Genomic DNA, 12,903 nt, shown 5'->3' with positions numbered 1-12,903 from the left:
ACCCTCGGCAATCCCCTGATTCCAAATACTTTTTTGCCGCCCCCGAGGCACTGCAAAATGATTGCCGCTCCGGTTCCCAGCGGAGCGTAAATCCCCTATATTTAAGGGGAATTTCGAAGAATCATCGAGAAAGCAATTCCCATGGCCGAAGACATCCATCCCGAAGCCCCCGAACAGGGCGGCGAAGGCGAATATGGCGCGGGCTCCATCAAGGTCCTGAAGGGCCTGGATGCCGTGCGCAAGCGCCCCGGCATGTATATCGGCGACACCGATGACGGCTCCGGTCTCCACCACATGATCTACGAGGTCGTCGACAACGCCATCGACGAGGCCCTCGCCGGCCATGCCGACCGCGTCACCGTCACGCTCTACCCTGATGGCTCAGCCGAGATCACGGATAACGGCCGCGGCATCCCCGTCGGCATGCACCCCACCGAAGGCGTCTCCGCCGCCGAGGTGATCATGACCCAGCTGCACGCGGGCGGTAAGTTCGATTCCAACTCCTACAAGGTCTCCGGCGGCCTGCACGGCGTGGGCGTCTCGGTCGTCAACGCCCTGTCTGACTGGCTGGAACTGACCATCCACCGCGAAGGCAAGGAACACTTCGTCCGCTTCGTCGAGGGCGGCCGGGTCGAGGCGCCGCTGGAAACGCGCGGGCCTTCCCCGAAGCGGGAGAATGGCAAGCCCTATACCGGCACCGCCGTGCGCTTCCTGTCCTCGCCTGCCACCTTCACGATGACCGATTACGACCGCAAGACCCTGGAACACCGCCTGCGGGAGCTCGCCTTCCTCAACAGCGGCGTACGGATCATCTTCCGCGACGAGCGGGAGGCAGAGCCCTATGAGACCGTCCTGGAATATGAAGGCGGCGTGAAGGCCTTCGTCCAGCATGTCGACCGTCAGAAACAATCCCTGATCGGCGAGCCGATCTATGTCATCGGCGAGAAAGACGGCATCACCGTCGAAGCCGCGATGGAATGGACCGACAGCTATCACGAATCGGTCCTCTGCTTCACCAACAACATCCCCCAGCGCGATGGCGGCACCCACCTTGCCGGCTTCCGCGGCGCGCTGACGCGCATCATCAACAAATACGCCAACGAAACCGGCGTGGCGAAGAAATCCAAGGTCGAAATTTCCGGCGATGACGCCCGCGAGGGGATGACCTGCGTGCTGTCGGTCAAGGTGCCGGACCCGAAGTTCAGCTCACAGACGAAAGACAAGCTCGTCTCCTCCGAGGTCCGCCCGGTCGTCGAAAGCCTGATCAACGAGAAGCTGGGCGAGTGGTTCGAAGAGAACCCCAAAAAAGCCCAGATCATCATGGAGAAGATCGTCGAGGCCGCCGCCGCGCGCGAGGCCGCCCGCAAGGCGCGCGAGCTCACCCGCCGCAAATCCGCGCTCGACATTACCTCCCTTCCGGGGAAACTGGCAGACTGCCAGGAAAAAGACCCGGCCAAATCCGAACTCTTCATCGTCGAGGGTGACTCCGCCGGCGGCTCTGCCAAACAGGGCCGCAGCCGAGACAATCAGGCCATCCTGCCCCTGCGCGGCAAGATCCTCAACGTGGAGCGCGCGCGCTTTGACAAGATGCTCTCCTCCGATCAGGTCGGCACACTGATCATGGCGCTCGGCGCCGGCATCGGGCGGGATGAGTTCGACATCAACAAGCTGCGCTATCACAAGATCATCATCATGACCGATGCTGACGTCGACGGCGCCCACATCCGCACCCTGCTGCTCACCTTCTTCTATCGTCAGATGCCGGAGATTATCGAGCGCGGCTTCCTCTACATCGCCCAGCCCCCGCTCTACAAAGTCACGCGCGGGCGCTCCGAGCGCTATGTGAAGGATGATGGAGAGCTCGAAGCCTACCTGATTGAGGAAGGCACGAGCGGGGAAACCCTGATCCTTGCCGATGGCACGCAGATTGCCGGCGCTGACCTGCGCGAGCAGGTCCACCAGGCAGCGAGCTTCCGCGCCAGCCTGCGCCGTCTCGCCCTGCGCGCGCCGGCAGACCTGATCGAACACGCCGCCCTCACCGGCGCGATGAAACCCGGCGCGGGCCAGGAGGAGGCAGACGCGACCGCCGCCCGCCTCAACCGCCTCGCCGAAGAAGGCGAAGACACATGGGCCGGCCGCTTCGTGGAAGGCGCGCTCGTCCTGCAGCGCACGGTGCGCGGCGTGGACGAAACCGCCGTCCTGCCCCCCGCCCTCCTCGCCAGCCAGGACGCCATGCGCCTCACCGAGCGCGCCAATGGCCTGCGCGAGCTTTATGCCGAGCCTGCCATCCTGCGGCATGAGAAAGGCGGCGAAATTGCCGTGAACGGACCATCGACCCTGCTCGGCGCGGTGCTGGAATCTGGCCGGAAGGGCCTGAAGATCCAGCGCTATAAGGGCCTCGGCGAAATGAACGCCAGCCAGCTCTGGGAAACCACACTGGACGCCAACGCCCGCACATTGCTGCAGGTCAAGGTCGAACACGCCGACGAAGCCGACGAACTCTTCACGAAGTTGATGGGCGACGTGGTCGAACCCCGCCGCGAATTCATCGAAGAGTTTGCGCTTGAGGCAGAGGTGGATGTCTAATGCATTCTCCATTTTTGGCTCTGTGAAACGTGATCGGCCTCACCTGTGATGCGTGAGTTTTCTCTTTTTGCTGGCTTACCCCTCATAGCGCTCTGCGGGGTGAGCTGTTCCGCACAACAAGCAGCAATCGAGCCCCCAGCGCCCACACCAGTCATCGCCGACGACTCGAGCGAAGATGCTTGGGCATGGAAGTACATGGACCCATTTGGGGAAATGCTGACGGAACAGCAGAAAGAGCGCGCTGAAAGCGATGCAAGCGACTTTATTGCGTCAGGCGGAGATATAGAAATTCGGTCAAAAGAAAGCGCCGCAACTATAAAACCAATGATTGATGTTGCCCCGGTGAAATACTCTGCAAGCGTCAAATGCACAGCAGCTTATTGGGTTGCAGCTGAGGGGCGCCTCACAACAGCGGCGCATGCATCGAACAGAATAGGCAGCATTGTGTATGTCACGTTTACATCCACCCCAGCTCCCGACGAAATCCCTTTCAATGATCGAGCATCTTTGGACAATTTCAGAGAAAGAATTTATGCGGACTACCTGATTTATCTAAATGATGCTCAGGAAAAAGTTTTGATGGACTCGGATTGGCCAATCAGCGCCATGGAAGAATGTGATGAAGTTTTCCCCGAGCCGCAATGACACCTGACGACGAAGCGCTCACAATACTATAGCTTCGCAACCATCCCCGCCCTTGCGCGTTAAATCCTCCGTGGGGGGACGCACGCCAACGCAAGGAGCGAGCCCCATGAAAGCCCAATCTGAAGCCCAGCAGAAAGCCGCCGGCGCGGCCCTCAGTGCCAAGCGCGGCGAGACGCCCAAATCCAAACTCCAGGGCGCTTCGAAAGAGATGTACGAGACCATGACCGAGAAGGAACTCGAAGACATGGCCTCCACCAAGCACGACAAGATCCCGGAACGGAAAGGCTAGGCTTCACGGGCAGAGCCCTCACCTCCCACGCCCTTCGGGCGCGGGCCCCTCCTCTCCCGAACGCGGGAGAGGGGTTAAGGTAGCGCAACGCCTCTTACCCCTCTCCCATAAAATGGGAGAGGCTGCGCAGGGAAAGCGTTTGCCCTGCAAACGTCCGTAGCAGGCCATTGCAAAGCAATGGGAGGTGAGGGTCTTCCGCCCTATCCAACACTTCCCGCCCCTGCTGCGAACAGAATTCTCAATCCCTACAAAGCCCTACAAATTTCTTCCCAAAACCTTCCCCACCCCCTCCGCGTCCCGGCGTATGCTCCGCCTCATGACGATGCTCGCCGCCCTCCGCAGACATCCCGATTTCGCCGGGTTCTTTGACCTGGTGTTCCCGCTGTTCTGGCCGATGCTGGCCTGGCAACTCGTCCGCGCTTCCAAACAGCTCGCCGCCATGGGCCGGGGCCCGTCCCTTGTCCGCGTCCACTGGTGGGGCGGCATCACGATAGCCTATCTCGGCGACCGCACGCCGGACCCGTCTGCCTACAGACCAGTCACGCCCCTGCGCGCAGCATGGGATGATCCCATCTGGTCAACCGCCGTTCCCGCTTTCCTCAACGCCGAAGCACGCGCTGTAATCTTCCCCTGCGCAAGCGGGGGCTTTGAGGGAAAAGCGTTTGCACTGCAAATGCCCCGAGAAGGAATGAAGGGCGCCTGCACCCTCTCGCCCATCACCGACACATCCTAGCGCCTAACCAACCCCGAATTCAGCCCCAAACACCGGCCAGCCCACGCTGCGTCCGGGCAAATCTGCTGGCTGAAACCTGCACGCGCCCGCCATCCTTCGACTTCGCTCAGGATGAGCTCCGACAGGCTGCGTCCGAGAAGCTCATCCTGAGCGAAGTCGAAGGATGTCAGCGGGCATCCCGCCCCCTCTAAACCGCTTCCAGCTCCAGCCCCACGCCGGCAATCTTCACCACGCGGTCCACCACGCAGAGGTTCATGCCGCGCGCCCGCTGCAGCGCCACGCGCGGTTCCTTCACGGCGATCTGGAACTGGATCAGCCTTTCCTCCGGCCCCTGACGGAATTCAATCCCCGCCTCGTCTGCCACGCGCAGGTAACGCCGCCCCTTGGGCACGGCCAGGATATCGGCCCAGTGCGCCGCCATGCCTTCGGGGTCCGGCCCCGCCAGCACCGCGCCGCGCAGGGCGCCCGGCTTTGCCCGCTTCTGCCAGCCCGGCCCCGCCCAGCGCCAGCTTGCCGCCGGGCGCGCCTCGTCGATGGAGACAATCGCCCCGCCCACATCGGCGGGGTGAAGATGGCTCGCGGCAATGTCGTCGAGGTCCATGTTCCACACGCGGCGCACGCCCAGCTGGTCCACCCGCGCGCGGGCGGCCGCCAGATCCTCGGTCTGGAAGATCGCCATATAGCCCCCTTCCCCACCCCGCTCGATGAAGCGGGCCGCCGGCGCCTTGCCGCTTGTCGGCACGACGACTTCCAGGAACTGGTCCCCGATCGGGAACACGCGGTTGACGAGACCAAACTCCTCCACGCCGGGGTCGATGAACGGCTCGCCCAGGCCCAGCAGTTCGGCCAGCTGATCAGCGGTGCTCAGGCTTCGGGCGGCAATCACCAATTGTCGGAGACGCGGCAGGGTCATGGTTGTGGTTCTCCCCGGAGGTATTTTCTTTTGAGAAGACCCTAACGAGCAGAACAAACGCCGCAACAACGACGCAAGGTAAACAAGGTTATGCTATTACGCACGGATTGCTTTCCCCGCCGGAAGGCGCCACTGGCTCGGGCAAGATGACCAAACCGCATGCAAATCCCCCGGGGCATGGCAGCCCCGCCGTCAAGGATCATGATCCCGGCCATGATCATGACCACGCCCATGGTCACGGCCACAGCAGCGCCACCGGGCTAGACTGCCCGGCCGATCCCGGCGCGCATGCCCACGATCACGGCCATGGCCACGATCACAGCCATGCCGGCCATTCCCATGACCATCATGCTGACATGACCAGCGCCGACTCCCGCCGCCGCGTGGCCATTGCCGCCGTGCTGACAGCCGCCTTCATGTTTGCCGAAGTGGCCGGCGGCCTCATCTCCGGCTCCCTCGCCCTCCTGGCAGACGCCGCCCACATGTTCACCGATGCCGGCTCGCTGCTGCTCGCCTGGATCGGTTACAAACTCGCCGAGCGCCCGGCCGATCCTGCCCGCTCCTATGGCTTCGCGCGGATGAAAATCCTTGCCGCCTTTACCAATGGCGTGCTGCTGATCCTGCTCGGCCTCTGGATCATCTGGGAAGCGGTCCACCGCCTCCTCGCCCCGGTCGAGGTGATGGGCGGCCTGATGATGATCGTCGCGGCCGGCGGCCTGCTGGTCAATATCGCCGCTTTCGCTGTTCTGCATGGCGGCGACAGGCAAGACCTGAACCTGCGCGGCGCCCTCTGGCATGTGGCCGGCGATCTTCTCGGCTCGGTCGCTGCCATCGCCGCGGCCGGCATCATCCTCTGGACAGGCTGGACCCCGGCCGACCCGATCCTCTCCGCCCTCGTCGCCGTGCTGGTGATCGTGGCGGGCGTGCGCATCATGCGCCAGTCTGGCCATATCCTGCTGGAAGGGACCCCTCCGGGTCTCTCGGTGTCCGAAATTGTCCATGATCTGTCCGGAAATGTCCCCGGCGTGTCCCGGGTTGCCCATGTCCATGCCTGGTCGTTGACCGAATCGCGGCCCCTGGTGACGCTGGAAGTCACCGCCGCGCCGGGCGCCAATCCCGAATCCCTGCGCCGCGATGTGAAGGCGCGCCTAGCCAGCCGGTTCAAGGTTTCCCACGCCACCGTGGAAGTTGTCTCCGCCCCTGAATAGCTGCCTTGCGGCCAGCGCAAGAGCGCTTTAACCCTGCCCCTTCAGGCCCCATATGGGGGCCAGCCCGCCCATGAGTCCGCGAAGGAGGCTGAAGATGGCCGAGACACAACATGCCGAAATCCTGATCATCGGATCAGGCCCCGCCGGCTGGACCGCCGCCATCTACGCCGCCCGCGCCCTGCGCGATACACTCGTCGTCACCGGCATGCAGCCCGGCGGCCAGCTCACCATCACCACGGAAGTCGAGAACTATCCGGGCTTTGACGAGATCCAGGGCCCCGAGCTGATGGTGAAGATGCAGGAACATGCCGAAAAGATGGGCGCCAAGGTCGCCAGCGATCACATTCTCTCGGTCGACTTTGAAACCCGCCCCTTCAAGGCCGTGGGCGAAAGCGGCACGACCTACACTGCAGACTCGGTCATTATCTCTACGGGCGCCCAGGCCAAATGGCTGAACCTTGCCAGCGAGGAGAAGTTCAAGGGCTTCGGCGTCTCCGCCTGCGCCACCTGCGATGGCTTCTTCTATCGCGGTAAGGAAGTGCTGGTCATCGGCGGGGGCAACACCGCTGTGGAAGAGGCCCTCTTCCTGACGAACTTCGCCTCCAAGGTCACCGTCATTCACCGCCGCGACCATTTCCGCGCCGAGAAAATCCTGCAGGACCGCCTGTTCAAGAATCCGAAGGTCGAAGTGATCTGGAATCACACGCTTGAGGAAGTTGTGGGTGATGAGCAGCCTCTCGGCGTCACCGCCGCGCGCATCCGCGACCTCACCACCGGCAATATCCGCGAACTGCCTGTTCATGGCGTCTTCGTCGCCATCGGACACGCTCCGTCCACGGATCTTTTTGTTGGCAAGCTGCCGATGAAGGAGAATGGCTATCTGATCACCGAGCCCGGCTCGCCGCGAACCGCCATCCCCGGCGTGTTTGCCGCCGGCGACGTGACCGACGAAACCTACCGCCAGGCCGTCACCGCCGCCGGCATGGGCTGCATGGCGGCGCTGGACGCCGAACGCTTCCTCTCCGAACAGGAAGCCCACGCTGAAGCTGCTGCTGTTCCTGCAGAATAGGGCTTCAGCCCTATAGCATCGCCAGCGCCACGCGCTCCACATCGCGGGGTTTCTTGCGGCTGACGGCTTCGAGCAGCCGGGCGGCGCGTTCCTGCATCACCCGGTCAAGATCCGTAGCCGGATCAGTGGCCACAGCGGCCTGCAACGCCGTTTCGATCTCGGCGCGGTGCTTCTTCGCGTCCAGCGCGGCCAGCGCGCGGGCCCATTGCCAGCGCAGGCCGATATCCTCCGGGGCAAGACGAACGGCTTCGTCATAATGGCGGCGCGCGGTCTTCAGGCTGGCGCCCATGATGGCCGCGCCGATCGTACCGCCCCGGCGCTCGACTTCCACATGCCAGACGGCCAGAAAGCCGTGCGCATAGAAATTCGCCGGGTCGTCCTTGAGCACACCTTCAGCAAGCTGTTTTGAAAGCTCGCCATAGCCGGTCCTGCTGGCTTCGCTGATACTCATGGGCCGCAGGATCAGCGACAGGGAGATCGCCTTCTGCAGGCGGCCTTCCTCATGTTCAGGGTCCAGCTTCAGCGCTTTTTCCGCCTCGGCCAGGGCCTGGTCGATCAGGCTGCGCGGCGGATCGCCCTCCCCGCTCATGGCTTTTGCCAGAAGGGTCCGCGCACGGAAGGCGTAGGCGTCGGGTGTCTGCTCGAGGGCGGCTTGCGCGAAAGCGGCGTCATACTGCCCGGCGCGGAACGCTTCTGATGCCGCGCGAAAGTCTGCATGGGCCGGCATCGCTGCCAGCATGGCCAAAGCAATCAGAATCAAGCTGCGTCCCTGCATCTGGATTAATAATAGTCCGAAACAGGGTCTTCGGCGAGCCGCAATCGAATCACGGCGGCGCCCGGCTACCTCTTCTGGACAGGCAGTGGCTCGCCGGTAAGATAAACCGTATGGGACGCAAATTACTGATATCTCTGCTCGCCAGCGCTGCCTTTGCAGCCGCCGCCTTTGCCATGCCGCCGGAACTTTCCTCCGCCATCGATGCCTGGCTGGATGATGATTACAGCCAGATGCAGGTGATCGAGCGTCATGCGCGCGCCGGGGACGCCGCCGCACTCGGGGTTCAGGGACAGGCCTGCTATTACGGTCAGGGGTGCACACGGGACAGGACACGCGGGCTCAATCTGATGAGGCAGGCGGCAGAAGCGGGCGATGTGCCTTCGATGCTGCAACTGGGCCGTATCTATGAGAACGGCGCCGCTGGATTGCCTGCGGATACCGCCCTCGCTGCCAAATGGTATCAACGCGCCGCCGAGGCGGGTGATACGCTCACCGCGCCCGCTGCGGTCAGCCGGCTTCAGCCAGAGACCGCCCCTGCGGCGGTTGAACCACCCCGCCTGAAAGCCACCGCGCCCGCGCCCCCCATTCAGGCCCCTGCCGCTGCGCCGCCGAGCCCTGCCTCACCGAGCCCGCCGATGCCGTCAGCTCAGCCGATCCTTCTCAGCGATGGCGCCGCCTTCCCGGTCTATCTCACTACCGGCCTTGGCCGGCGCGGGGATGTGGCAGCAACCTGTTATGCCGAGCTTGATCCGGTCATCGATCCGAAGATCGACGAGCTTGAAGCGCTGATCGCGCTCTCCAAAACCCAGAGCCCGGTTCAGCAGGTGCGCACGGCCAGCCAGGTCGAAGTGCTGAACGCCGAAGTGCGATCTCTCATCGAAGTGCGCAAAATGGCGGGGGAAACGCTCAAAGGCCTGATTGGCCAGAACGGCCTGACCGAGCAGGACATAAGCGCCGCCATGAACCAGCACATCAGCGCCCGCCACCTGCGCCCGGAGACCGGGCCGGGGGCAGAGCTCTGCCGCCAGAGATATATCGTCCTCGACGCCGAGCTCATGATCAGCGAGATGTAACCGCTGAAAACCCGGCGCAATACCGCTCCGGCAAAGAACCCCAGAGTCGATGACAGACAGTTTCGAAGCAGACGTGGTGGTGATCGGGGCGGGCGTGATTGGCCTGGCCTGCGGGCGCGCGCTGGCGCGGGCGGGGCGCGAGGTGATCGTGCTGGAGGCCGAAGACCAGATTGCGATGCACACCTCGTCCCGCAATTCCGAGGTGATCCATGCCGGGCTCTACTATGCCACCGGCAGCCTCAAGGCGCGCCACTGCGTCAATGGCCGGCGGATGCTCTATAGCTTTCTGGATGCCCATGGCGTTGCCGTAAAACGCTGCGGCAAGCTGGTGGTGGCCATTGGCGAAGGGGAAGCGGGCGAACTTGGCGCGATCCTGGCGCGGGCGCAGGCCAATGGCGTGGAAGACCTGCGCCTGCTGGACGGCGCGGGGGCTCTGGCGATGGAGCCTGCGCTCAACCCCGAAGTGGCCGCCGCCATCCACTCCCCCGTCTCCGGCATCTTCGATAGCCACGCCTATTTCCTGGCCCTTCAAGGCGAGCTGGAAGACGCAGGCGGCTCGATTGCCTTCAACACGCCGGTGCTCTCCGGCGCGGTGGAGGCAGGCCATATCCGGCTGGAGACCGGCGGGGACAATCCGGCCACAATCCTCGCTCGCACCGTGGTCAATGCGGCGGGTCACTACGCGTCCCATATAGCCGCCACAATAGAAGGCCCCCACACGGCCGGCTTGCCGGAAACCCATTTCGTGAAGGGCAGCTATTTCGGGATAAGCGGCCGCACGCCCTTCTCCCGGCTGATCTATCCCATGCCCAACACCGCCACGCTGGGCCTGCACCTGACGATAGACCTGGGCGGGCGCGGCAAGGTGGGGCCCGACGCTGAATGGCTGCCCGAGGGCGCCTCCCCGCCCTTCGATTACCGCGTCGATCCCGCCCGCGCCGCCGTGTTCCATGCCGAAGTCAGCCGCTACTGGCCGGGCCTGACCGTCGACCGGTTGACCCCCGATTATGCCGGCGTGCGGCCCAAGATCGTGCCCAGAGGCGCCCCATCGGGCGATTTCCGCATCGAGGGGTCTGAAACCCATGGCAGCGCCGGCCTGATTAACCTTCTGGGCATCGAAAGCCCGGGGCTGACCTCATCCCTGTCAATTGCAGACCATGTGGCAGAGCTTGCAGGATAGGGTGCTTGCGCGCCCCCCTTTCCATGTGTATCAGGCGCCTTCGCTGATGCGGCGTTCAGGTTCGGTAGCTCAGTTGGTTAGAGCGCGCGACTCATAATCGCGAGGTCGAGAGTTCAAGTCTCTCCCGAACCACCACGCCCAGCCGGCGACCCCTCTTGCGCCGCCAGCCAACTGGCCAGAGGATCGCCTGATGACGCAGACCTTCTCCCGCACTCTGGCTTGCTGGCTGTCCCGGCCGCTGCTCCTTCTCACCGCCCTGTTTGCCTTTGCCGCCACCAGCCTGGCGCAGGAAACGGCCGAAACGACGGAGGCCCGGCGCCCCACGGTCGCGCTGGTGCTCTCCGGCGGGGGCGCGCTCGGCCTCTCCCATGTCGGCGCCATCCAGGAGCTCGAAGCGATGGGCATCCGGCCTGACATCGTGGTGGGCACATCTATGGGCGCGGTTATCGGCGGGCTCTACGCAGCCGGGATGAGCGGCGCGGAGCTGGAAGAGGTCGTTCAGAAGGTCAACTGGAGCGGCGTGTTCAACCCGGCGCCGGAACGCGACAAGCTCACCTACCGCCAGAAGCAGCAGCAGGTAGACTTTCCCGGCACGGCGAGCCTGGGCGTATCGGGCGCTGGCCTTCTCCTGCCCACGGGCGCCATCTCCGATCAGGCGCTGATGAAGGAACTGCGCCGGCTCACCCCGGCGCGGATGAATGTGCAGAGCTTTGATGATCTGACGATCCCCTTCCGCGCGGTTGCCACGGACATTGCCACGGGCGAGGCCGTCATCATCGGCTCGGGCGAGCTGCCGATGGCGATGCGGGCGTCCATGTCCGTGCCCGGCGTATTCCCGGCATTCAATCTGGATGGCAAGCTGCTGGTGGATGGCGGCCTTTCCGCCAACATCCCGGTCAGCGTGGCGCGGGATATGGGCGCCGATATCGTGATCGCGGTGTGGACCCCCAACGAGCTGCTGAAGCAGGAGCAGATCGGCTCTGTGGTCGATGTTCTGTCGCAGACCGTCAGCCTGCTGATCCTGGCAAATGAACGCGCTGAAATTGCCTCAATGAATTCCGGCGATGTGCTCGTGCGGGTCGACACCGGCAAGATTGGCCCGGCCGCCTTCACGCGCGGCAAGGATCTGATTGAGGCCGGCCGGAAGTCGGTTCAGGCCCTGGGGGACAAGTTTGCGCCGATTGCCAAGGACCGCCCACCGGTCAGCTATGCCGGCATCGGCGACGCCCCGCCGCCGGTCATCTCCTTCGTCCGCATCGAGAACACATCCCGCCTCAACCAGTCCCTGCTCGAGACGCGCATGGCAAGCGTTCTGGGCAAGCCGGCCGATACCGATGAGATCAATGAAGCGCTCGACCGGATCTATGCCCTCGGCCCGTTCGAGCGGGTGGACTATACGATGGCCGAGCAGGAGGGGCTGACCGGCCTGATCGTGCGGGCCGAAGATTCCCGCCGCAATGCCGGCCGGGTGCGGCTCGGCATGATCGTGGAGAACGACTTCAACACCGAGTCTGATGTGGCCGTGTCGGTGGATTATCGCAGCGCGGCGCTGGATGCCTATGGCTCGGAAATCCGCGCAATCGTCACTATCGGCGACATCAATGAATTCGGTCTGGAATATTTCCGCCTGCTGGAACCCGAACAAAGCTGGTTTGCTGCCGCGCGCGCGGAGATCGAGAACCGGCCGGTGAACATCTATTCCCAGCGCGGCTTCAAGACCGCCGGATATGATCTCACCTATGGTCTGCTGGGCATTGATGCGGGCCGCCAGTTTGGCAATTTCGGGGAAATCCGTGTGGGTACAGAACTCGGCACGGGGCGCGCCAAGCTGAACGAAGGCGCCGGCCCCTTCAATGAAGTCGACATCGATACGGGCCGCCTGTTTGCCTCTGCCGGTCTCGATACGCTCAACGATCCCTTCTTTCCGCGCCGGGGCGTGAGCGCCAAGATGCGCTGGACGCATGGCCTGGAAGGGTTGGGCGACAATGCAGACTATCAGACGATGTCCGCCTCCGGCCTGCATGCGTTTACCTTCGGGCGGAACACCGTACTGACTTCGGTGTCCGGCGGCCTGCGCCTCAGCGGCGCTCCGCCGATTGATACGCTCTACCGGATTGGCGGCCTGTTCAGCCTTTCGGGCTACCGGCTGGATGAGCTGGCCGGCGAGAACTTCCTTGCCGGGCGGCTGATCTATCGCCGCTCTCTGGTCAATACCGACGATGTTCTCTTCGGAGTTCCCCTGTTCGTGGGCGGATCAATCGAGGCGGGCGAGGTCTGGTCGGAGCCTGATAGTTTCTCGCTGGATGATGTGCGCTTTGGCGGCAGCGTCTATGTCGGCGCCAATACCGCGCTCGGGCCGGTATACCTCGCCTTTGGCCGCTCCGAAGGGGGGCGGCAATCAGCTTATCTGGTGATCGGCCGGTCTTTCTAGG

The 12,903-nt window shown here is 63.8% G+C and carries 11 protein-coding genes and 1 tRNA gene; 10 read left to right on the top strand and 2 right to left on the bottom strand.

The window, feature by feature from the left end:
• The first annotated feature begins 141 nt into the window (after positions 1–141).
• From gyrB to HPO_RS02385, 4 genes are all read left to right on the top strand, one after another.
• Positions 142–2,586, top strand: coding sequence for a DNA topoisomerase (ATP-hydrolyzing) subunit B (gene gyrB, locus HPO_RS02400; protein WP_035594011.1), 2,445 nt, complete (start codon positions 142–144; stop codon positions 2,584–2,586).
• Positions 2,587–2,634: 48 nt separating this feature from the next.
• Entirely contained in the window at positions 2,635–3,231 is a 597-nt protein-coding gene (locus HPO_RS02395; protein WP_157532630.1) for a hypothetical protein, read from the top strand.
• Positions 3,232–3,337: 106 nt separating this feature from the next.
• Entirely contained in the window at positions 3,338–3,520 is a 183-nt protein-coding gene (locus tag HPO_RS02390; protein ID WP_035594007.1) for a DUF3008 family protein, read from the top strand.
• 304 nt (positions 3,521–3,824) lie between these two features.
• Complete coding sequence (locus tag HPO_RS02385) at positions 3,825–4,253, top strand: hypothetical protein (RefSeq protein WP_035594004.1); 429 nt, start codon at positions 3,825–3,827, stop codon at positions 4,251–4,253.
• Positions 4,254–4,440: 187 nt separating this feature from the next.
• Here the strand turns inward: HPO_RS02385 and HPO_RS19520 are convergent, their stop codons facing one another.
• On the bottom strand, positions 4,441–5,166 hold the full coding sequence (locus HPO_RS19520) for a VOC family protein (RefSeq protein ID WP_084324105.1): 726 nt from the start codon (positions 5,164–5,166) through the stop codon (positions 4,441–4,443).
• Positions 5,167–5,312: 146 nt separating this feature from the next.
• Between HPO_RS19520 and HPO_RS02375 the strand changes: the two genes are divergently transcribed.
• Entirely contained in the window at positions 5,313–6,374 is a 1,062-nt protein-coding gene (locus HPO_RS02375; protein ID WP_084324118.1) for a cation diffusion facilitator family transporter, read from the top strand.
• A gap of 94 nt (positions 6,375–6,468) precedes the next feature.
• Positions 6,469–7,443, top strand: coding sequence for a thioredoxin-disulfide reductase (trxB, locus tag HPO_RS02370; protein ID WP_035594002.1), 975 nt, complete (start codon positions 6,469–6,471; stop codon positions 7,441–7,443).
• 10 nt (positions 7,444–7,453) lie between these two features.
• Here trxB and HPO_RS02365 read toward each other — a convergent pair whose 3' ends face one another.
• Positions 7,454–8,203, bottom strand: a complete 750-nt coding sequence (locus HPO_RS02365) for a tetratricopeptide repeat protein (protein WP_162173995.1) — start codon at positions 8,201–8,203, stop codon at positions 7,454–7,456.
• Positions 8,204–8,328: 125 nt separating this feature from the next.
• On the opposite strand from HPO_RS02365, the gene HPO_RS19515 reads away from it, so the two are divergent.
• The 4 genes from HPO_RS19515 (at position 8,329) to HPO_RS02345 (ending at position 12,902) form a co-directional block, all read left to right on the top strand.
• On the top strand, positions 8,329–9,291 hold the full coding sequence (locus HPO_RS19515) for a tetratricopeptide repeat protein (RefSeq protein ID WP_051612187.1): 963 nt from the start codon (positions 8,329–8,331) through the stop codon (positions 9,289–9,291).
• Positions 9,292–9,340: 49 nt separating this feature from the next.
• Positions 9,341–10,471 (top strand): NAD(P)/FAD-dependent oxidoreductase, encoded by a 1,131-nt coding sequence (locus HPO_RS02355; protein WP_035593998.1) that lies wholly within the window; start codon positions 9,341–9,343, stop codon positions 10,469–10,471.
• 58 nt (positions 10,472–10,529) lie between these two features.
• Positions 10,530–10,606: transfer RNA gene (locus tag HPO_RS02350), tRNA-Met, on the top strand.
• 55 nt (positions 10,607–10,661) lie between these two features.
• Positions 10,662–12,902, top strand: coding sequence for a patatin-like phospholipase family protein (locus tag HPO_RS02345; protein WP_035593996.1), 2,241 nt, complete (start codon positions 10,662–10,664; stop codon positions 12,900–12,902).
• Position 12,903 lies beyond the last annotated feature (1 nt).

The sequence above is a fragment of the Hyphomonas polymorpha PS728 genome (assembly GCF_000685315.1).
GTDB classification, from domain to species: Bacteria; Pseudomonadota; Alphaproteobacteria; order Caulobacterales; family Hyphomonadaceae; genus Hyphomonas; species Hyphomonas polymorpha.
Note: the sequence above shows the minus strand (reverse complement) of the source record. Positions and strands in the feature narration are given on the sequence as shown.